Annotated in this window: 17 protein-coding genes and 2 pseudogenes; 8 read left to right on the top strand and 11 right to left on the bottom strand. The window is 68.9% G+C overall.

All coding sequences use genetic code 11. The features are described from left to right. Window positions 1–614 precede the first annotated feature (614 nt). The gene (locus AL2_RS00990; RefSeq protein ID WP_067628162.1) at window positions 615–1,187 is read right to left on the bottom strand and encodes a dienelactone hydrolase family protein; all 573 of its coding nucleotides are present in this window, start codon (window positions 1,185–1,187) and stop codon (window positions 615–617) included. A gap of 140 nt (window positions 1,188–1,327) precedes the next feature. Here AL2_RS00990 and trxB point away from each other — a divergent pair, with 140 nt between their 5' ends. Further along, window positions 1,328–2,281, top strand: a complete 954-nt coding sequence (gene trxB / locus AL2_RS00985) for a thioredoxin-disulfide reductase (protein WP_067628159.1) — start codon at window positions 1,328–1,330, stop codon at window positions 2,279–2,281. A gap of 806 nt (window positions 2,282–3,087) precedes the next feature. Beyond that, window positions 3,088–3,402 (top strand): thioredoxin, encoded by a 315-nt coding sequence (trxA, locus tag AL2_RS00980; protein WP_067628157.1) that lies wholly within the window; start codon window positions 3,088–3,090, stop codon window positions 3,400–3,402. 93 nt (window positions 3,403–3,495) lie between these two features. On the opposite strand, the gene AL2_RS00975 is transcribed toward trxA, so the two are convergent. After that, window positions 3,496–4,113, bottom strand: a complete 618-nt coding sequence (locus tag AL2_RS00975; protein WP_067628154.1) for a GCN5 family acetyltransferase — start codon at window positions 4,111–4,113, stop codon at window positions 3,496–3,498. Window positions 4,114–4,374: 261 nt separating this feature from the next. Here AL2_RS00975 and AL2_RS00970 point away from each other — a divergent pair, with 261 nt between their 5' ends. Both AL2_RS00970 and AL2_RS00965 read left to right on the top strand, forming a co-directional pair. After that, window positions 4,375–5,607: an aminotransferase-like domain-containing protein gene (locus AL2_RS00970; protein WP_083945969.1), complete on the top strand. Its 1,233-nt coding sequence runs from the start codon at window positions 4,375–4,377 to the stop codon at window positions 5,605–5,607. A 75-nt stretch (window positions 5,608–5,682) separates the two neighbouring features. Further along, window positions 5,683–6,624: a D-alanine--D-alanine ligase family protein gene (locus AL2_RS00965; protein ID WP_067628148.1), complete on the top strand. Its 942-nt coding sequence runs from the start codon at window positions 5,683–5,685 to the stop codon at window positions 6,622–6,624. A gap of 486 nt (window positions 6,625–7,110) precedes the next feature. On the opposite strand, the pseudogene AL2_RS40230 reads toward AL2_RS00965, so the two are convergent. Next, window positions 7,111–7,367 (bottom strand): annotated as a pseudogene (locus tag AL2_RS40230) (IS982 family transposase); the annotation flags it as partial. Window positions 7,368–7,868: 501 nt separating this feature from the next. Between AL2_RS40230 and AL2_RS40225 the strand changes: the two are divergent. Continuing rightward, window positions 7,869–8,204, top strand: a complete 336-nt coding sequence (locus AL2_RS40225) for an ATP-binding cassette domain-containing protein (RefSeq protein ID WP_376741319.1) — start codon at window positions 7,869–7,871, stop codon at window positions 8,202–8,204. Window positions 8,205–8,800: 596 nt separating this feature from the next. Here the strand turns inward: AL2_RS40225 and AL2_RS00955 are convergent. From AL2_RS00955 to rsmG, 3 genes are all read right to left on the bottom strand, one after another. After that, window positions 8,801–9,790, bottom strand: coding sequence for a ParB/RepB/Spo0J family partition protein (locus AL2_RS00955; protein WP_067628142.1), 990 nt, complete (start codon window positions 9,788–9,790; stop codon window positions 8,801–8,803). Continuing rightward, on the bottom strand, window positions 9,787–10,665 hold the full coding sequence (locus AL2_RS00950; RefSeq protein ID WP_083945814.1) for a ParA family protein: 879 nt from the start codon (window positions 10,663–10,665) through the stop codon (window positions 9,787–9,789). The genes AL2_RS00955 and AL2_RS00950 overlap by 4 nt, the downstream gene beginning before the upstream one ends. Before the next feature lie 275 nt (window positions 10,666–10,940). After that, complete coding sequence (rsmG, locus tag AL2_RS00945; RefSeq protein ID WP_067628139.1) at window positions 10,941–11,618, bottom strand: 16S rRNA (guanine(527)-N(7))-methyltransferase RsmG; 678 nt, start codon at window positions 11,616–11,618, stop codon at window positions 10,941–10,943. Between the two features lie 185 nt (window positions 11,619–11,803). Here rsmG and AL2_RS38285 point away from each other — a divergent pair, with 185 nt between their 5' ends. Beyond that, complete coding sequence (locus AL2_RS38285) at window positions 11,804–12,268, top strand: DUF6458 family protein (RefSeq protein WP_067628136.1); 465 nt, start codon at window positions 11,804–11,806, stop codon at window positions 12,266–12,268. A gap of 1,020 nt (window positions 12,269–13,288) precedes the next feature. Here the strand turns inward: AL2_RS38285 and AL2_RS00935 are convergent. From AL2_RS00935 to rpmH, 5 genes and pseudogenes are all read right to left on the bottom strand, one after another. After that, window positions 13,289–13,774, bottom strand: coding sequence for a Jag family protein (locus tag AL2_RS00935; protein WP_067628133.1), 486 nt, complete (start codon window positions 13,772–13,774; stop codon window positions 13,289–13,291). Window positions 13,775–13,811: 37 nt separating this feature from the next. Next, on the bottom strand, window positions 13,812–14,864 hold the full coding sequence (yidC, locus tag AL2_RS00930) for a membrane protein insertase YidC (RefSeq protein WP_067628131.1): 1,053 nt from the start codon (window positions 14,862–14,864) through the stop codon (window positions 13,812–13,814). A gap of 169 nt (window positions 14,865–15,033) precedes the next feature. After that, a pseudogene (yidD, locus tag AL2_RS38930) lies at window positions 15,034–15,321 on the bottom strand (membrane protein insertion efficiency factor YidD); the annotation flags it as partial. After that, window positions 15,318–15,686: a ribonuclease P protein component gene (gene rnpA, locus AL2_RS00925; RefSeq protein ID WP_067628128.1), complete on the bottom strand. Its 369-nt coding sequence runs from the start codon at window positions 15,684–15,686 to the stop codon at window positions 15,318–15,320. The pseudogene yidD and the gene rnpA, both read right to left, overlap by 4 nt. A 12-nt stretch (window positions 15,687–15,698) precedes the next feature. Next, on the bottom strand, window positions 15,699–15,836 hold the full coding sequence (rpmH, locus tag AL2_RS00920) for a 50S ribosomal protein L34 (RefSeq protein ID WP_067628126.1): 138 nt from the start codon (window positions 15,834–15,836) through the stop codon (window positions 15,699–15,701). 665 nt (window positions 15,837–16,501) lie between these two features. Here rpmH and dnaA point away from each other — a divergent pair. Together dnaA and dnaN are read left to right on the top strand one after the other, a co-directional pair. Continuing rightward, on the top strand, window positions 16,502–18,496 hold the full coding sequence (gene dnaA / locus AL2_RS00915; RefSeq protein ID WP_067628123.1) for a chromosomal replication initiator protein DnaA: 1,995 nt from the start codon (window positions 16,502–16,504) through the stop codon (window positions 18,494–18,496). A 663-nt stretch (window positions 18,497–19,159) separates the two neighbouring features. Beyond that, window positions 19,160–20,302, top strand: a complete 1,143-nt coding sequence (gene dnaN, locus AL2_RS00910; protein ID WP_067628120.1) for a DNA polymerase III subunit beta — start codon at window positions 19,160–19,162, stop codon at window positions 20,300–20,302. The last annotated feature ends 61 nt before the right edge of the window (window positions 20,303–20,363 follow it).

Here is a 20,363-nt window from a genome sequence, read left to right as displayed (position 1 = left end):
GTCGGTCGTCCAGGCGCGGCGGAGTGGCAACCACCGCAACACGCGGCACCTTCGAGGCCATCGAGGTCGGAGGGTGCTTACGAACTCTGGGGACGATTGTCCAGGCTGGTAGTGAGGCAGTGCCACCGAGGCACGTAACGCCCCGCGCGGCGGGTAGGGCGGTCAACGCGCCCAGTAGGCAAAGGTGTCGTCCAGGCACGGTGGAGCGGTGATCCACCATGGCAGGCGCGCCCCGCAGAACGGCGGCGGGGACTAAGAAAGCCCACGAAGGCCAGGGCCCTCGCCCGGGCGCGGCGGAGTGGCAGGGGCCGCAGCGTGCGGCACCCAGCGGGCCAACGACACGGGCATAGGGAGTCAGGAAGGCGAGGGCGGTCGTCCAGCTGCGGTGGAATGCCGAAATCACCTTGGTACGCGACATCCGTGGGCCGCGAGGCTAAGGGTCCACGAACGCCGCGCAGGGTCAGCAGGTCGACGGGCCGTCGATGGCACTCAGCGTTCAGGGGCCGATAACCACGGCCTCAGAGGGAGCCCAGAAAGGTCAGGCGGTTGTCCAAGTGCGGTGGGGCGGCGGTAGGTCCACTGTGGCGGCGCGGTGCCTTGGAGTGGCCGGGTGGTCAGAGGGAGTCGAGGAAGGCCAGGGCGGTCGTCCAGGCGAGCTCGGCGGCCTCGGCGTCGTAGTCGGGGAGGTCCGGGTCCGTGAAGAGGTGGCCGGCGCCCCGGTAGCGGTAGACCTCCACGTCCGCGCCCGCTTTGCGCATCTGCAGGTACCAGGTGTTCAGCCAGTCGACGGGCTCCCAGGTGTCGGGGTCGGCGACGTGCAGTTGCACCGGGACCTCGGTGGACGCGTCCTCCGCGATGTCGGACGTACCGTGCATCAGCAGCAGGCCGCCGGCCTTGTCGTCCGCGAAGGCGAGGTTCTGCGCGATGGAACCGCCGAGCGAGAAGCCTGCGTAGACGAGGCCGCCGTCGCCCATAAGAGGCGCGGCCGCCCGGACGGCGCGCCGCAGCAACTCGTCCCGGCCGATCTCCTCCTTGATCTCGATGCCGGCCTCGGGGTCGTCGACGACCCGCCCGTCGTACAGGTCGGGAACGTGGACGTCATGCCCCGCCGCACGGAGCCGGTCCGCCGCCTGATGCACCGCCGGACGCAGCCCGTACATCGAGTGGAGAAGCAGAATGCGTGCCATGCACAACACCCTAGAGGGGATAGAGCCTGGTGGACGGCTGGTCGAGGGGTCCCGGGAATCCTCGGGGCCTAGGATCGGTTGATGCGACTGGCAGGCCGGGCCGTGCGGCACCGACGGCCAACGAGGAGAGGCGCAGAACAGTGAGCGACGTCCGTAACGTCATCGTCATCGGGTCCGGCCCCGCGGGCTACACGGCCGCCGTCTACGCGGCGCGCGGTGACCTGAAGCCGCTGGTGTTCGAGGGGTCTGTGACGGCGGGTGGTGCGCTGATGAACACCACTGACGTCGAGAACTTCCCTGGCTTCCCCGACGGCATTATGGGCCCGGACCTCATGGACAACCTGCGCAAGCAGGCCGAGCGGTTCGGCGCCGAGCTGATCACCGACGACGTCACCGAGGTCGACCTGACCGCGGACCCCAAGGTCGTGAAGGTCGGGGACGAGACCTACCTGGCCAAGTCGGTCATCGTGGCGACCGGGTCGGGCTACCGGGAACTGGGCCTGCCGGACGAGAAGCGGCTGTCGGGCCGGGGCGTGTCGTGGTGCGCGACCTGTGACGGGTTCTTCTTCCGCGAGCAGGACATCGCCGTCGTGGGCGGCGGCGACACCGCGATGGAGGAGGCGATCTTCCTGACCAAGTTCGCCAGGTCGGTCACCGTGATCCACCGGCGGGACGAGCTGCGCGCGTCCAAGATCATGCAGGATCGGGCGTTCGCCAACGACAAGATCCGGTTCCTCTGGGACAGCGAGGTCGCCTCCATTCAGGGCGACGACCGGGTGACCGGTGTGACCGTGCGGAACATCAAGACGGGAGCCGAGTCTTCGCTGGAGATCACCGGGCTCTTCATTGCGATCGGCCACGATCCGCGCAGTGAGCTGTTCGCCGGTCAGCTGGAGACCGACACCGACGGCTACCTGCTGGTGGACGCCCCGACGACGCGGACGAAGATCCCGGGGGTGTTCGCGTGCGGTGACGTGGTGGACCACATCTACCGGCAGGCGATCACCGCGGCGGGCAGCGGCTGCTCGGCCGCCATCGACGCCGAACGCTGGCTCCAGGACCAGGACGCCGCCGAAACCGTCCCGCAGGCCTGATCCGATCCATCGCCTCTTCGCCTAACCGGCTCTCCTGCTTGTCCGCGTTGATTGGGCCGGTCGGCGCTTTCGATGGGCTGGACGATCTCGGCGAGGCGGACGTTTCGCCCGGCCGGCCGGGCGAATCTGCTGACGCACCGGTCGGACCGGTCCGGTCCGACCGGACGAGTGCACCACCAACCGTCTGTCCCTTTAAGGCAATGGATCAGCGCGACCCGCTCGCTCGACCGGCAGACCGACCAGGCCATGGTTCCCTCGTCCGGCATTGATCGGGTCGGCCGGCGGTATCGACGGACCGGGAGGCGAAAGGGTGACGCTGCCGACCAGCCGACCTACGCGCTCGGCCGTTCGAGAGCGACCGGCAAGCTGGTATCGACCCCAGCGAACAAGCCATGACGACGAACCAGCCAATACGGCGGCTCAGCCGGGCAGCGGGTCAGCGGCGCGGTCCGGCAGCGGGCCGCGCAGTGCTCGACCGTGCGAAGGCTCGGCCCGATGGCGGACTGACCGTGGGCGCAGAGTCTCAGCCGCGCGACGGTTGGGCCGCGACGGTTGGGCCGGACAAAGGCTCGGCCGGTGGTGGAGTGATCCAGAGATCTGGAGTAGCCCGGGGGTGCGGAGTAGTGGGGTGCGGAGTGGGCCCGGGGCGCGAAGTGGCCCGGAGACGCCGGATGACTGCGGGCACGGGGGCGGGCCGGGCGAGGATTGGGCCGTGATCAGTCACGGTCGGCCGGTGGGAACGTACGAATGAACGGCGGGCGTCACCGGGTGAGGGCCCGCCGCGTGAGAGCAGCAGAAGGAGAACCATGAAAGCCGTGACGGACGCCGACTTCGCGACCGAGGTGCTCGACAGCGACAAGCCCGTCCTCGTCGACTTCTGGGCCGAGTGGTGCGGCCCGTGCCGGATGGTGGCGCCGATCCTGGAGGAGATCTCCAAGGAGCACGGCGACAAGATCGACATCGTGAAGATGAACATCGATGAGAACCCGCAGGTGCCGCAGAAGTACGACATCATGCGGATCCCGACGATGAACATCTACAAGGACGGCGAGGTCGTGAAGCAGATCATGGGCGCCAAGCCGAAGGCCGCCCTGCTGCGGGATCTGGCCGAGTTCATCTGAGCCGCCTCCCGCCTTCCGCGCCGAGCGCGAAATCGTGCGGCCCGCACTCCGCCTGGAGTGCGGGCCGCACGCGTCAAAGCCCCTCAGATCCCCTCAGACCGGTCGTAGCGCCCCCTCCGGGGTCATGGAGCCCAGCAGCCGCTCTAGGGCCACCTCGACGTCCTCACGCCACGACAGGGCAGACTTCAACTCCAGCCGCAGTCGCGGATACCGGTGGTGCGGCCGGACGGTCTTGAACCCGACCGACAGCAGATAGTCGGCGGGCACCATGCACCCGCCGTCCTCGCCCTTCAGGTCCCCGAAGGCCTCGATCGCCTTCACTGCGCGCCGGGTGAGGTCCTTGGCGACGCCCTGGACGAGCATCCGGCCGAGGCCGCCGCCCGCGAACTCCGGCAGGATGTGCGCGGTCATCAGCAGCACCGCGTCCGCGCTGACCGGACTCGTCGGAAACGCCACCGAGCGCGGCACGTACAGCGGCGGCGCGTACATCACGAAGCCCGCCGGAACGTTGTCCACGTACGCGATCTTGCCGCAGCTGCCCCACTCCAGCAGCGTCGAGGAGATCCACGCCTCCTTCTCCAACCCCGAGTCGCCGCTCTCCAGGGCGCGGTCCCGGCTGACCGGGTCCAGTTCCCAGAACACGCAGCCGCGGCAGCGGCGCGGCAGATCATCGAGATTGTCCAGCGTGATGTTGACGAGACGACGCGACACCGGGTCGGCACCCCCTGTTGCGATCCTCGCCCGCCGGCCTGGAACCCGTGGCGGCGGAACTTCCCGGCAACCAACCGGGACCCGCGGGCATCGTATCGGACAGGAGTCTCCCCAACTGGGCGCCGCGCCACACCCGAAACAGTCCTGCGCGGCGGCCATGCCGTAGTTTGCAGGGAAGCCATCACACCTCGGAGGTGCCTCGTGGAACAGCATTCGCGTACGGACGTCTACGCCGATCGCTACGCCGCCCGCGCCGCCGGCATGGTGCCGTCCGAGATCCGGGCTCTGTTCGCGATGGTCGCCCGCCCGGAGATCGTCTCGCTCGCGGGCGGTGCGCCGTACGTTTCGGCGCTTCCCCTCGACGCCGTCGGGCAGATGATCGGCGACCTGGTCGCCGGCAAGGGCGCCGAGGTGCTGCAGTACGGTTCCGCGCAGGGGGACGAACTGCTCCGCGAGCACATCTGCGAGGTCATGTCCCTGGAAGGCGTTCACGCGTCGCCGGACGACGTGGTCGTCACAGTCGGCGCGCAGCAGGCCCTCGACCTCATCACCAAGATCTTCGTGGACCCAGGCGACGTCGTCCTCGCCGAGGCCCCGTCCTACGTCGGCGCGCTCGGCACGTTCGCGTCCTACCAGGCCGACGTCGTGCACGTGCCGCTGGACGAGGGCGGGCTCATCCCGTCCGCGCTCCGCGAGACCCTCTCGTCGCTCCGCGCGCAGGGGCGCAGCGTCAAGTTCCTCTACACGGTGCCGACGTTCCAGAACCCAGCGGGCGTCACGCTCACCACGGCACGCCGCGCCCAGATCCTCGAAATCTGCGCCGAGTATGACGTCCTGATCGTCGAGGACAATCCGTACGGGCTGCTCGGCTTCGACGGCGAGCCCATGCGTGCCCTGCGCGCGGACGACTCGGAACGCGTCCTCTACCTCGGCTCGTTCTCCAAGACGATCGCGTCCGGCCTCCGCGTCGGCTGGGTGCTCGCGCCGCACGCGGTGCGGGCCAAGCTCGTCCTGGCCGCCGAGTCCGCGATCCTGTGCCCGTCGAACTTCTCGCAACTCGCCGTCCGTGAATACCTCGCCACTCAGCCGTGGCGGGAGCAGATCAAGGGTTTCCGCGAGCTGTACCGGGCGCGCCGTGACGCGATGCTGGAGTCCCTTGACCAGCTCATGCCGGAAGGTTGTACGTGGACGCGTCCCGCCGGCGGTTTCTTCGTCTGGCTGACACTTCCCGAGGGCCTCGACGCCAAAGCGATGGCTCCGCGCGCGATCGCCGAACGGGTCGCCTACGTCCCCGGCACGGGCTTCTACGCGGACGGCACCGGGCATCGACACATGCGGCTGTCGTACTGCTTCCCCGAACCGCACCGGATCCGGGAGGGCATCCGGCGGCTCGCGACGGTGGTCGAGAAGGAGATCGGCCTCCGCGACATGTTCGGCGGCTCCGTCGGCGGCGGGTCCACCGGTATCCAGGCGCCGGGGCCGGACGTCGTCTGAAGGTTTCACGTGAAACGCGCGCCCGCCGGTGCTCGTTGGCGGGCGCGCACGACATCATCCAAGGGGGGCAGCGCGGTGGAACTCGGACATGTCGTCGTCCTTGCCGGGGGGCTGTCGTATGAGCGCGAGGTGTCGCTCCGGTCCGGCCGACGCGTCACCGACGCGCTGCGCGCCCGCGACATCCCGGTCGAACTACGCGACGCCGACGCGACGCTCCTGGACTCGCTGACGGACGACCCGCCGGACATCGTCTTCCCCGTCCTGCACGGCGCCGCGGGTGAGGACGGCTCGATCCGCGACGTCCTTGAACTCCTCGACGTGCCCTATCTCGGCGCCCGCCCGGACGCCTGTCGTGTCGCGTGGGACAAGCCGACCGCGAAGTCCGTCATCCGCCGCGCAGGCCTTCACACGCCCGAGTCGGTCGCCCTCCCGAAGGAGGTCTTCCACGATCTCGGCGCCGCTTCCGTCCTCGACCGCATCGTGAGCGCCCTGGGCCTCCCTCTGTTCGTCAAGCCGACCCGGGGCGGCTCAGCCCTCGGTGCCTCTGTCGTTCGCGAACCGTCCGAACTTTCGGCCGCCATGGTCGGCTGCTTCGCCTATGGCGACGCGGCCCTCATCGAGCGCTACATCTCCGGCACCGAAGTCTCCGTCAGCGTCATCGACCGGGACGGCACTCCCACCGCCCTTCCTGCCGTCGAGATCGTCGCCCCCGGCGGCCTCTACGACTACACGGCCCGCTACGACGCCGGCGACACGGAGTTCGTCACCCCGGCACGACTCACCCCTGACGCCGCCGCCCGCGCCACGTCCGCCGCCGTGACCGCCCACCGCGCCCTGGGCCTCCGCGACATCTCCCGGACCGACCTCATCGTCTCCCCCGACGGCGACGTCCACTTCCTGGAAGTCAACGTCGCGCCCGGCATGACGGAGACGAGTCTCCTCCCCCGCGCCATCAGCGTCGCCGGCCTGGACCTCGGCGAAGTCTGCGAGTCCCTGCTCCTCGCCCGCCTAGCCTGAAGCGGCCCTCGCAACACAAAGCCACCGATGGCCCGCCTCAGCGACGTTCACCTGTCGTCTAATGACGATGAGCCGGCGAATCACGCCATCTGGCAGAGGCGCTCGCGCTCGAGTGGCGCGCGCGGCCCCCGCGTGGGAACGAGTTGCACGCCTGAGGCTCTGAGCACAGGTGGAACCGCCCGCCATCTACCGAACACTGACGCCAGAGATCTGCGACGGCTCCTCGGCCAACCTGTCAGCGAGGAGATGCTCCCCTGGGTTGGCTACCGGACGCCCATCCGGCACTCGAGGACCGCAGCGTGGCAACCGACATCCATTGACGGCCTCATGAGTCTGGGAGAACCCCCGGCGCCGCGCCCCAGCCGCATCGCCAAAGTGTTCGCGGCGGCCCACGAGCAACTGGGATCCAACTGTCAACAACGGACCGGTCTACTGCAAGTGGCCTCCGGCCCCTAGATCGTTGAAGGGGGTTGTTGAGTGCTCTGGTTAGTGGTCGTAGGCGACCAGTGACCGTTTGAGCGGGTCGTAGATGAGCCAGTTGTGCCAGATAGCGGGCGTTGAGCGCGCAGATGCGCTGGCACAGGCGTGTCCCAGGCCCTCGGTGGTGCGTGCGGCGTGGCGTTCCAGCCCGAGCTGGTTCTTCAAGGTCCAGATCACCGCTTCGATGCGCTGGCGCAGCCAGCCAGGGAAGGTCTCACGACGGGTTCGGGCTCGTCCTCGCGGACGGGGCGGACCAGCAGATGCAATGTTGCCTGCCTGACTCGGTCTGGCCCTGCCTGCGTGGTGTGTCTCTAGCGGATGAGCACGGCCCCGTGCCGCAACCACCGACCCTTCGCTGTGCAGGAAGCCCGTTGCCCAGCAACCGGTCTCCGGTGCCCCGGCCGCGGACGAACACGTGCGGGGTGCCGGGCGATTCGTCGACCGAGGCGCCTACGCAGGGCTCCTTAGTGAGGGGTGCTGCACGCGGTCGCCCACGCTCGGGCCGGGCTGGTCGGGCCGACTTGAGGTAGTCGCACCCCGGGACGAGGCAGGGCGGGAAGCAATCCCGGCAACTCACCTGGGCGCTGCGGATGTGGTGCGGATCGCTTGCAGAGGCGATGCTCCCAACGTCGCGGCGATGAGACTATGAGGACTGCCTGCATGCAATGCAGGCTGAGATCCTGCCTTGTGAGTCGCCCAACGGCCCATCGCCCTCGGCGACGGGGCCCGAACTGCGGATCGCCCAGCACCGGCTCGCATAAGGCGTGGGTCCGTCCGTACGTGTTCCTCAGCCGACGGCCAGGGGGTGCCGGTCCGATGGCGCCGGGAAGTCGACGTCGATGAAGATGCTGACTGCGCAGACGATCGCGGACGAGGCAAGCATCCGCACGCTCGGCGCTTCGACGTCACATGAGTCCAAGCGCGCGCCGGCCGTGATGGGTGTCGTCCCGCAACACGACAATCTCGACGAGGAGTTGACCGCGCGGGAGAACCTGGAGGTGTTCGCGCACCTGTACCGGGTGCCGCGTGAGTGTGTGCAGCACCTCTGGCGGAGGACAGTGACGTTTCACGTGAAACAGCACCGCTTCAGGACTCCCTAGGGAAACAGCCCGTGGCCGGTGCCGGCGGATACGTGGTAGTTGGCGGCGAGGGTGTTTGGTGCCGGGGGTGAGCCCGTTTTCCATGACGACGGCCTTGGCGCGCAGGTGTTGAGCCGGCTCCTGGTTTAGCCCGTCGATGAGGGACTCCCCGTCACGGACTCGATGTCGGTAGCACCGGACACCTGCGCGTTAATCCACGTCCCCTCGGCCGCTGGTGAGGTTGAGCGACTGGGCGTTGGTTGCCATGCTGGCCGCGACGACGCCATCGTCGAAACCGTCTGTGGCGTCCTCCTTGGCACCCCTCCGACAGTGCCCGCCATCGCCACCGCCTGGGGCCCCGATACAGGTACAGGACGTCCATTGCTCTTCTTGAGCGGACTCCAGAGATGAGGAAGGCGCCTCTGCTCTCCTGACTCGCTTCGACGGAGGGGCTGTTGTTGAGGACGCCGCGGGCCGTGGGGAAAGGACGGTGTCGTGCTCGGGCGGTGGCCAGGGCGGGACGCGGTGGATGTTTCACGGGAAACATCGGGGGAGCGGTCGCGATGAGAAGCGCCCCGGAGCCACAGGCTTCCGGGGCGCATCGTGCATGGTGGGCGTCAGGCGTCTTCCACGCCACCGTCTTCCGGGGCCATCGACTTGATGATGCGGTCGAGATCCTCCAGTGTGGCGAACTCGACCACGATCTTGCCCTTGTTGCGGCCCATGTCGACGCGGACCTTGGTCTCGTAACGATCGGAGAGCCGGTCCGCCAGCTCCTTCAGTCCGGGGGCGACCGGCTTCTTCCGGCGACCCTGCCGAGCTGCCTTCGGCTCGTCCTCCACCTCGCGGAGGGCGATCATCTCCTCCAGCGCGCGGACTGAGAGGCCCTCCTGGACGATCCGCTGTGCCAGATGCTCCTGAGCCTCGATGCTGTCGAGGGAGAGCAGGGCGCGGGCGTGACCGGCGGACAGGACGCCTGCGGCCACCCGGCGCTGGACGGCGGGCGGCAGGTTCAGCAGTCGGAGCGTGTTGGTGATGTGCGGACGCGACCGGCCGATACGCCCGGCGAGCTGCTCGTGAGTGGCACCGAAGTCCTGCAGCAACTGCTGGTACGCGGCGGCCTCCTCCAGCGGATTGAGCTGCTGGCGGTGGAGGTTCTCCATCAGCGCGTCACGGAGCAGATCGTTGTCGCCGGTGTCACGAACGATCGCCGGGATGACGTCCAGACCGGCCATCTTGGAGGCCCGCCACCGGCGTTCACCCATGATGAGCTCATAGTCGTGCTCGTCCGACGCGGTCTTGCGGACGACGATCGGCTGCAGCAGCCCGACGATGCTGATCGACTCGGCGAGCTCCTGCAGTGCCTGCTCGTCGAAATGCTCGCGCGGCTGGCGGGGGTTGACCGTGATGGACCCGACGGGCAGCTCCGCGAAATGGGCGCCGGCGACCGGTTCGAGAGCCGGTCCGGGGGCGGCACCGTTCCCGACGGGCCCACCAGGGAACCCGGGCTCGCCCGAGCTGCCCGGTTCGTCCGACGTCGGCGGGGGCGGGGCGGTGGGGATAAGGGCGCCGAGCCCCTTGCCCAGACCGCGTCGCTGCTGGCTCACTGGACAGCTCCTCCGTGGGCCATCTCCGAGGCGGCCTCGCTATAGGCGAGCGCGCCGCTCGAACCGGGGTCGTAGGTCATGACGGACTGTCCGTAGCTCGGAGCTTCCGAAACACGGACGCTGCGGGGGATCACCGTGTTGAGGACGACGTTCCCGAAGTGGTTCCGGACGTCCTCGGCGACCTGCGCGGCAAGGCGCGTCCGGGCGTCGTACATCGTGAGCAGGATCGTCGACACCTTCAGCTTCGGGTTGAGATGGGCTTTGACGAGGTCAACGGTGCGGATCAGCTGCCCAAGGCCTTCCAGCGCGTAGTACTCGCACTGGATGGGGATGAGCAGTTCGTCTCCGCCGACAAGCGCGTTCACGGTGAGCAGGCCGAGTGAAGGCGGACAGTCGATCAGCACGTAATCGAACTTTTCGGTCTCGTACGCATCCAGCGCCCGCCGAAGCCGTGCTTCGCGGGCCACCTTCGAGACGAGTTCGATCTCGGCGCCCGCAAGGTTGAGGGTCGCGGGTGCGCAGTACAGGTTGGGGATCTCCGGTGCCTTGACGACGATGTCGGCCAGCGCCATGTCCTCGATCAGCACGTCGTAGATCGACGGGATCTCCGCGTGGTGCTCGACTCCGAGCGCGGTGGACGCGTTGCCCTGCGGGTCGAGGTCGACCACGAGCACCTGCGCACCGTGCATGGCGAGGGAGGCGGCGAGGTTCACCGAACTCGTGGTCTTGCCCACGCCGCCCTTCTGGTTGGCGATGGTGATGATGCGGCATCTGTCCGGCCGCGGCCACTCCCGCTCCCTGCGGCCCGACATGGCCTTGAGCGCGGTCACCGCTGTTTCATGTGAAACCTTGGCGTCCTTGAGCGCCTCGCGCACGAGTTCTGACTCCCCCTGATTCGGTCCCTTGCGCGGACCCGGCGGATGCGCGCCGGCATTCGTCGGAACATATCCGACGTTCTCCGCGGTCCCGGACGTCGTGTTACCCCACATCGCGTGTCCGGAGGGTGTGGTCCCCGGGCCCGGAACTCCCTGCGTCCCACCCGTGGACGGCGCCTGAGCGTCCTCGTCCACGCCGGGTCCCCCCAGGCCGGACGGCTGCTCATCGGGGGATTCGTCGGCGCGGTCAGGCCGGCCCAGTCCTGGTCCCGTGCTCATGAAGACCTCTTCCTCGACCCTTTGGCACGCCGGGGGGCGCGCTGTCGTCGCCCGACAACCTCTCCACGGCCGGCGACCACACGGACGAGTGTTGTCGGCGGGTCGACCATACCGCGCCCGACTTGCAGGAGTTCCGTTGAGCGCGCTCCCAGCCGCTTCAGGACGGGCTCCGCCTCATCCAACTCGGCCTGGGCTCGTTCGCCCTTCAACGCGAGGAGTTCCCCATCCGGACGCAGCAGCGGAAGGGCCCATTTCGCGAGGCGTTCGAGCGGCGCGACGGCCCGCGCGGTGGCCACGTCCACGGAGAACTCCTTTGCCACCTCCTCCGCCCGGGCCCGCCGCACCTCGATGTTCCGCAGGCCGAGCATCTGGACGCACTCTTCCAGGAAGGTGGTCCGGCGCAGCAGCGGCTCCAGCAGGGTGATCCGCAGGTCCGGCCGGACGATCGCGAGCACGATGCCGGGCAGCCCGGCCCCCGAACCGATGTCCACCACGTGCGCGTCCGCCGGGACGACCTCGGACACCACCGCGCAGTTGATCAGGTGTCGTTCCCAGAGCCGGTCGACCTCGCGTGGTCCGATGAGCCCGCGTTCGACCCCGGCCTCCGCGAGGAACGCCGCATACCGCTCCGCGACCGGTAGCGCGTCCCCGAATACCTCCCGTGCTATCCCCACCAGACGAATCGTTCCACATGACGGGGCGGCCGCGTACACGTGCAACGTCCCTGTGGATAAGTTTGGGCGCCGGACCGGGTGGACCCTTGCGTTATGGCAAGAACCACATGACCCCCGGCATATTCGAGACCCTCCGGGTAGGGGTGGTGTGTCGCCCGCCGTCCCCCCGGAAGGAGCTCCGACAAATGGGAATCGGAGTCAGTCTCGCATTCATCGCCGTGGGCGCGATCCTCGCGTTCGCCCTGCGCGTCGACCTCAGTGGCGTCGACATCCACATGGTCGGCTGGATCCTGATTCTGGTGGGGCTCGTCAGCATGGCCTTCACCCTCAAGTACACGCGGCCGCGGCGCCGCGCCGGCCGGGTCGTCGGCGTCGACCCCGCTTACGGCGACGAACCCGGCACGATCGTCCGCGAGGAGCACATCATCGAGGATCCCGCCCCCATGGGCCGTCCGGCCGAGCGAGTCGAACGGGTGATCGAACATCCGGCGGACGAAGGGGTCACACACGGCCACGTCGGGCAGGATCCGGCGTTCGCCCAGGACCCGGCGCACGCACAGGACCCGGCAGAGGAGAACAATCCGTCCGTCGTGGACTCTGGTGACCGCATCCCGGAACGCCGCAGGTGGCGGCGTACCGCTCGCCGGTAACGCGGACTGGGGTACCCGCTCGGTGTGCTTGGGCGGCGGTGCACACCGAGCTCCAGGGGCCCCGCGCCGGCCAGGGCGCGGGGCCCTCCCCGTGCCTCTGGCCGCTCAACCACTGCCTACTCCTGGCCGGCCCCTTCCTCACGTGTGCCCGCGTCGCGGCGCGCCCCAAAGTTATCCACAGTTCAGCGTTCGCCTTCCACGGACCTGGGGGGAGCTTGACCATGGGACTAGCGGGTCCCCCCAGGCGCCCGTTGGCGTCCTCGCACCTGGGGGGACCTGACGCCCTCGCACGCTGACGCCCTGATGACGTCCTAGCGCCCTTGCGCCCTGGCGCCTGGCGCCTTGGCCCCCCTGACGTCCTCGCACCTGCCGTCCTCGCACCCTTCCGGCCGCACACCGACTGTCTGCTTCATCCTGGCTCTCGTCCTTCGCCTGGTGCGGGAGAATCCGAGCCGGGGCAACCGGCGGGTGCACGGCGAGTTGCGGTGCTCGGCGTCAAGGTCGCTGCCTCCACGGCATGGGAGATCCTCAAGGACGCTGGCATCGATTCGGCGCCCGAGCGTTGCGCCACCGCCTAGGGGCCAGCTTCCTGCGGTCGCAGGCCGAGGGGCCTGCCGGCGTGTGACTTCCTGGAGACCGCTACCCTCACCGGCGCCCGCATGTACGTGCTCGCCGTCATTGAGCACCAAATCCGCCGCGTCCGTGTCCTGGGCGTCACTAACGTCCTCGCACTGGACGTCCCCGCACTGGACGTCCCCGCTGGACGTCCAGATGTCCTGGCACCGGACGTCCTGGCATCCTGACGACCAGACGCTGGTCTCCTCCGCGCTGGTCTCCTCCGCGCGTGGCGTCGTCGCGCGCGGCGTTCTCGCGCACGGCGTTCTCGCGCACGGCGTTCTCGCGCGCGGCGTCGCGGTCGGCGGGTGGTGGGGCGGTGTGAAATGCGAACGGCCCCGGTGCTGGTGGGCAGCGGGGCCGTTCGGAGGTCCGGCCGCCCGGGCTTGGGCGGCAAGTCGGAGGTCAGGCGGGGTAGACGACGATGTAGCGGTCGGGCTCCTCGCCCTCGGACTCGCTGCGCAGGCCCGCCGCCGCGACCGCGTCGTGGACGATCTTGCGCTCGAACGGGGTCATCGGGGCGAGCGGCTTCGACTCGCCGGCCTGCTTGACCTCGTCCGCGACGTCCGTGCCGAGCTTGGTGAGCTCGGCGCGGCGGCGCTCCCGGTAGCCGCCGATGTCGAGCATGAGGCGGGTGCGGTTGCCGGTCTGGCGGTGGACGGCCAGCCGGGTCAGCTCCTGCAGCGCCTCCAGGACCTCGCCGCGCTTGCCGACCAGCTCGTCCAGGGCGGCACCGACGACGGCGACCATCGCGCGTTCGCCCTCGACGTCCATGTCGATGTCGCCGTCGTAGTCACCGATGTCCAGCAGGCCCTCGATGTAGTCGGCGGCGATCTCGCCTTCCTGTTCGAGCGCCTGGACGTCGACCTCGGTGGTGTCGGTCTGGCTCAACGGGGTCTCCTTCTCCGGCACATGCTCGGGGATCAAACTAGCGCTTCTGGGTGCCGCTGCGCTTGCTGCGCGGCTTGCGGGTCGGCTGGTTGCGCACGGCCTTCGGCTTGTCCTCTGGCTCGGGTTCCGGCTCGGGCTCCTTCTTCAGCCTGGCCTTGGCCCTGGTGCCGGACGGGCTCTGACCGTTCTTGGACGACGCGGCCTTCGCACCCGACGCCTTGGCACCCGTCGCCTTCGCTCCGCCCGTCTTCGAACCAGCCGTCTTCGAACCCGCCGTCTTGGTGCCGGTCTTCGCGGTGGTGGTCGTCGTCGCGGCCTCGCCGTCGGTGCCGGGCGGTGGGTACCTCTTGTAGATGTAGTGCTGCTGCGCCAGCGTCCACGTGTTGGACGTGACCCAGTACATGAGGACGCCCAGCGGGAAGCCGAGGCCGAACAGGCCGAACAGCGGCGCGAAGAAGACCATCATCTTCTGCGCCTGCATCATCGGGTTGGCCTCGTCGGCGACGGGCTGCCGCTTCATGCTGGCCCGGACGGTGAAGAACGTCGTGACGGAGCTGATCACCACGGCGATGCCGGTGACGACGATCGCCGTCCAGCTCTTCGGGTCGGCGCCCCACGCGTTCAGGAACGTGTCGGGGATGTGCGCACCGAAGATGTTGGCGTTCTGCGCGCTCGCGACCAGATCGGACGAGACGGCGAAGACGCTCTCACCGGGCTTGGCGTCCGAGATCCGCTTCAGCGTCTGGAACAGCCCGATGAAGATCGGCATCTGCACCAGGAGCGGCAGGCAGCCCGACAGCGGGTTGGCGCCGTTCTCCTGGTAGAGCTTCATGACCTCCTGGTTGAGGCGCTGCTTGTCGTTCTTGTACTTCTTGCGCAGCGCCTGAACTTTGGGGTTGAGCTCCTGCATCTTCCGCGAGGCGTGGATCTGCTTCACGAAGAGCGGGACGAGGACGAGCCGCAGCAGGACGGTGAGCAGGATGATCGAACCGCCCCACGCCCATCCGCTGTCCTTGGGGACGACCGTGCTGAGCCCCGTGTGAATCCACACGATGAGCTGAGAGACGATCTCGTACAACCAATCAAGCACCGGGCAGCTCCTTGGGCTCTGCTAGGGCGTGGCCGCTCTCCTCGCGGCCGGAGTTCGAGGAGGCCGCCGCGGATCGCAGGGGAGGGGTCGTCCCCTCGGAATCCCCGGAGAAGACGGACGGTCCCTCAGTGAACGAGTCACCGGACTTTCCGGATTCCCCGGAGGGGGCCGTTCCAGCCGTCTTCTTCGGCGGCACCGGGTCGTGACCCCCAGGGTTGAAGGGATGGCACCGCCCGATTCGGCGGGCCGTCAGCCATGTGCCGCGCAGCGCCCCGTGCACCTGGAGAGCCTCCAGGCCGTACGCACTGCAGGTGGGATGGAAACGGCACTGCTGCCCGAGCAGGGGACTCAAGAAGCGGCGATAAGCGCGGACGAGAAGGATCAGCACGGTCGCGACGGGACCCGGGCGGCCCGTCTCGTGCTGTGCGGAGGACGCGGTCCCCTGCCGACTCCTCATTTTCGCCCCTTGGACGCGGGCCGCAGCAGCCGGCCGAGTGCCGACTCCAGATCCGCGGCCAGTTCGTCTGGACGCGCCTCACCCGCGCGGGGGTTGGCGCGCACTACGAGCAGGCTACCCGCTGGAAGCCGGTCGAGGTGCGGGCGCATCAGGTGGCGGAGCCGGCGCCGCGTCCTGTTGCGGACGACGGCGTTGCCGACGGTGCGCGCCACGATGAACCCGACCAGCGGCGGGGCGTCCGCCGCCGGCGCCTCGTCCGGGCGGAGCAGATGTACGACGACATTCGGCCGTCCGGCGCGGCGTCCGCGCCGGACGGCCAGCGTGAAGTCGTCCCGCCGCCGCATCCGGTTTCCGGACGGCAGCACGGTGCAGGTGGCTCAGACCGCGACGCGGGCGCGGCCCTTGCCGCGGCGGCCGGACAGGATCGCGCGGCCGGCGCGCGTGCGCATCCGCAGCCGGAAGCCGTGCTTCTTGTGGCGGCGACGGTTGTTCGGCTGGAAAGTACGCTTGCTCACTTGGGGCTCCAGGGCTGCGGTCGTTCGGCTAAGGGTCGTCAGTCTCGATGCGTCGAGGGCCGCGTCCGGTCCCCCGCAGCGGGGGCCCACCCGGACTCGCCTGAGAGGCTGCCGGCGGGCACGCGGCATCTCCGTCGATGCGACTCGACCTCAGCACGTTACGGGCTGCCCGGGCACCCGGTCAAACGGAGCATCTCTCCACCCCACCCTGATACGGCTCTCCCACCCGGCTCTTCGCGCTGCCCACACGCTCGTCGCGCCGCCCACGGACGGACGGGGCGCGCTCCGCGGACGGGGGAGGTTCATGTTGCGGGTGGTGGCGGCAGCGGTTAAGGTCATCCGGGCGAACCGACGCTCCTTCGACTTCGACGAATTCGACGACCTGATGTCGGTCTTCTGCCCCTCAAGCCCCCGTTCGAGAACCGCCCCGTACCGGCCGTGCAAAGGCCGGAGCCTTCCCGACCCCGCTTTCAGAGACCCGTCCCACGGGTTTTACACAGGTGCCGCATGCCTATGCACAGCATGTGGACAACTCTGTGGACAACTCGTGAGAGAGTAAGGCTTCCGCGTCGCGGAGGTGCCCTGTGAGGCGCACCGTGTCCCGTGGGAGAGCCGGGTAGTCAGGTACTCCGTACGGCGGAGTCGGTGGGAGGGGGACCTTGCGCATGGACGGTCAGGATCTCGGATCGGTCTGGGCCCGCACTCTCACCGCACTGTCCGAGAGCGATCTGTCTCCGAGCTATCGCGCATGGCTGCCGATGGTCCGCCCGCTGGCGCTCGTCGAGGGGACGGCGCTGCTGGCCGCGCCCAACGAGTTCGCCAAGGACGCGTTGGAGACGCGCCTCCGGAACCTCATCACGCAGGCGCTTTCCCGCGAACTGGGCAGGGAGATCCGTGTCGCGGTGACGGTCCAGCCGGAGCCGCCGGGGGCGCCTTCCGCCGGCCCCGCGCCCGGCGCCGGTACACGGTCTGGCGAGCCTCTCTCGGCCCCCGTTCCCGGGCCCGGCATGCACGACTCTCCTCCTTCTTATGGGGAGCCCTTCGGTGAACGGCCGCAGGACGACCGTGACCGGGACCGCTCCTACAACAACGGCGACCCGTCCTATGGGGAGCGGCCCGACCGCCCTTACCCGGAGCAGCCCTACAAGGACCAGCCCTATGGCGACCAGGGGTACCGGCAGCAGTCGGGAGTTACCCACAGCCCCGGTCCGCCCGTAGGTTATCCACAGGCTGCGGATGACGATCGCGGCGGTTATCCCCCCGCCCAGCGCTCACCCTCTTATGGGACGGGCCCAGGCGGGCGAGACCCGTACGAAGGTCGCGCCTTTCCCGGCTATGGGGGGCAGGAGGGTTTCGGTGGCGAGCCCTCGTCAGGACGTCCACCGCGTTCTCATCTGAACGACCGCACGCTGGGCCCGCTAAGGGGCCGCGCAGAGCAGCAGGGCCTCGAACCCAAGCGCGGTGGGAACGAGCCACCGCCCGGACACTCGGACGACTTCCAATCCGGAGAGTTCGCCGGCGGCGAGCAGCAGTACCGCGGCGACGAGCCCTACCGGGCCGAGTTCAGGGACGACGACGGCCCCGGAGCCTCCGCCCCGGCGCAGGGAGCGGGCGCCTCCGAGCACGCCCGCCTGAACCCCAAGTACACGTTCGAGACGTTCGTCATCGGCTCGTCCAACCGGTTCGCGCACGCCGCGGCCGTCGCGGTCGCCGAGCAGCCGGCCAAGGCGTACAACCCGCTGTTCGTCTACGGCGACTCCGGTCTCGGCAAGACGCACCTGCTCCACGCGATCGGGCATTACGCGCAGAGCCTCTTCAATGGGGCCCGTGTGCGCTACGTGAGTTCCGAGGAGTTCACGAACGACTTCATCAACTCGATCCGCGACGGAAAGGCGGACGGGTTCCGCCGCCGCTACCGGGATGTGGACATCCTCCTCGTCGACGACATCCAGTTCCTGGAGGGCAAGGAGCAGACGCAGGAGGAGTTCTTCCACACCTTCAACACCCTGCACAACGCCAGCAAGCAGATCGTGATCTCCAGCGACCGTCCGCCGAAGGAACTGGTCACGCTGGAGGACCGGCTGCGCAACCGGTTCGAGTGGGGTCTCACGACCGACGTCCAGCCGCCCGAGCTGGAGACGCGGATCGCGATCCTGCAGAAGAAGGCCCGCCAGGAGGGCCTCGCCGCGCCGCCGGACGTGCTGGAGTTCATCGCCTCGCAGATCGCGACGAACATCCGCGAGCTGGAGGGCGCGCTGATCCGGGTGACGGCGTTCGCGAGCCTGAACCGGCAGTCGGTGGACATGAAGCTCGCCGAGATCGTCCTCAAGGACCTGATCCCCAACGACTCCGGCCCCGAGATCACCGCCGCGATGATCATGGCGCAGACGGTCGAGTACTTCGGCACGACGATCGAGGATCTGTGCGGGCCGTCCCGGTCCCGGATGCTCGTCACCGCCCGGCAGATCGCGATGTACCTGTGCCGCGAGCTGACCGAGCTGTCCCTCCCCAAGATCGGGCAGCAGTTCGGGGGACGCGACCACACCACGGTCATGCACGCCGAGCGCAAGATCCGGTCGCTGATGGCCGAGCGCCGTGCCATATACAACCAGGTCACGGAACTGACCGGGCGTATCAAGCACCAGGCCCGCAAGCGCTGACGAGCCGCTTCGTACACACTGTGGACAGACCCCTGCCATCCCTGTGGACGAGACGCCGCCGGGTTGTCCACACCCATCCGAAGGCAAAGAACCGACAATATGCGCGCTTCCCCAGAGAACCGGAGCGGCTACTCACAGGTTGTGGAAAACCCTGGGGATTTTCGTGGATAACCCGGTGGGCAACCACTGGAAAAGCTGAGGATGAAGCGTGGACAGATGTGGACCGGCTGTGCACCCGCGCCGCCGCCCTGGGGAAAACCGGTGGACGACCTGGGGACACCTTGGGGACGGGCCTGTGGGCGAACTCCGCGACCACGCTCTCCCTGTCCACAGGCCGCCGAACACGATGGCATACCCGTGGAGAACTCGTGGAAAACCGGGGGATGACGTGGGGATGACGTGTGGGGACAGATTCGCCGTCCCCAGGCCGTCCCGCGCCGTCCACCGTCCATGCACAGCCCCGGTGGACAGAAAAACGAGGTCTGACCTGCGGAAACAGCCTCTGTCCACACTATCCACCGCCCCTATTACTAGTACTGCTCTACTTCTCTATCCAAGAAAAGATCCATCTCAAGTCAGGGCCTGGGGACAACGTGCCGCGAGCGCCCGGACCCGGCAGAGATCACCGCACCCTTGTCCGACACCTGCAGGAGGCTGGTCCCGTTGAAGTTCCGCATCGACAGAGATGCCTTGGCCGACGCCGTCGCCTGGACCGCGCGCACGCTGCCCGTCCGTCCCCCGGTGCCCGTCCTCGCGGGCATGCACCTCGTCGCGGGGGGCGAGGGCAACGACGACCGGCTGAAGCTGTCCGCGTTCGACTACGAGGTCTCCGCCCAGGTGTCCACGGAGATCGATGTGGAGGAGGCGGGGACGGCCCTGGTGTCCGGGCGTCTCCTCGCTGAGATCTCGCGCAGCCTTCCTCCCCACCCTGTGGAGGTCACGACCGACGGCGCGAAGGTGATGCTCCGCTGCGGCAGCGCGAAGTTCACACTCCTCACCATGCCTGTGGAGGACTACCCGACGCTGCCGGAGATGCCGCCGGCCGCCGGGTCGGTGGGCAGCGACGAGTTCGCCGCCGCCGTCTCCCAGGTCGCGATCGCCGCGGGCAAGGACGACACGATTCCGATGCTGACCGGTGTCCGGGTGGAGATCGAGGGTGAGACGGTCACGCTGGCGTCCACCGACCGGTACCGGCTGGCCGTCCGCGAACTGCACTGGAAACCCGAGCGTCCCGACTTCTCCGCCGTCGCGCTCGTCCCGGCGCGGACGCTCGCCGACACCGCCAAGTCGCTGACCGCCGGCGCCGAGGTGTCGATCGCGCTCGCCGGGACGGGCGGCGCCGGCGAGGGCATGATCGGCTTCGAGGGCGGCGGCCGCCGCACCACGTCCCGCCTGCTGGACGGCGACTTCGTCAAGTACCGGTCGCTGCTGCCGAGCGAGTACGCGGGGCTCGCCGAGATCCAGACCGCGCCGTTCATCGAGGCGGTCAAGCGCGTCTCGCTGGTCGCGGAGCGGAACACGCCCGTCCGGCTGTCGTTCAGCCAGGGCGAGGTCGTCCTGGAGGCGGGCACGGGGGACGAGGCTCAGGCCGTAGAGGCCCTGGAGGCGTCCCTGGAGGGCGAGGACATCGACATCGCGTTCAATCCCGCGTTCCTCCTCGACGGCCTCTCAGCGATCGGCTCGGACGTGGCGCGGCTGTCGTTCACGACGCCGACGAAGCCGGCCGTCCTCACCGGGAAGCCGCCGCAGGACGGGGAGAACCCGAACTACCGTTACCTGATCATGCCCGTCCGGCTGTCCGGATGAGGACCATGCCCTGGGGCATGCCCCGGGGCACCCCGGGGACGACCGCGGGGAGCCGCCTCCG

It is taken from the genome of Actinomadura latina NBRC 106108 (assembly GCF_001552195.1).
Lineage (GTDB): Bacteria > Actinomycetota > Actinomycetes > Streptosporangiales > Streptosporangiaceae > Spirillospora > Spirillospora latina.
The sequence above is the reverse complement of the archived record's forward strand: the minus strand, read 5'-3'. Positions and strand labels throughout refer to the sequence as shown.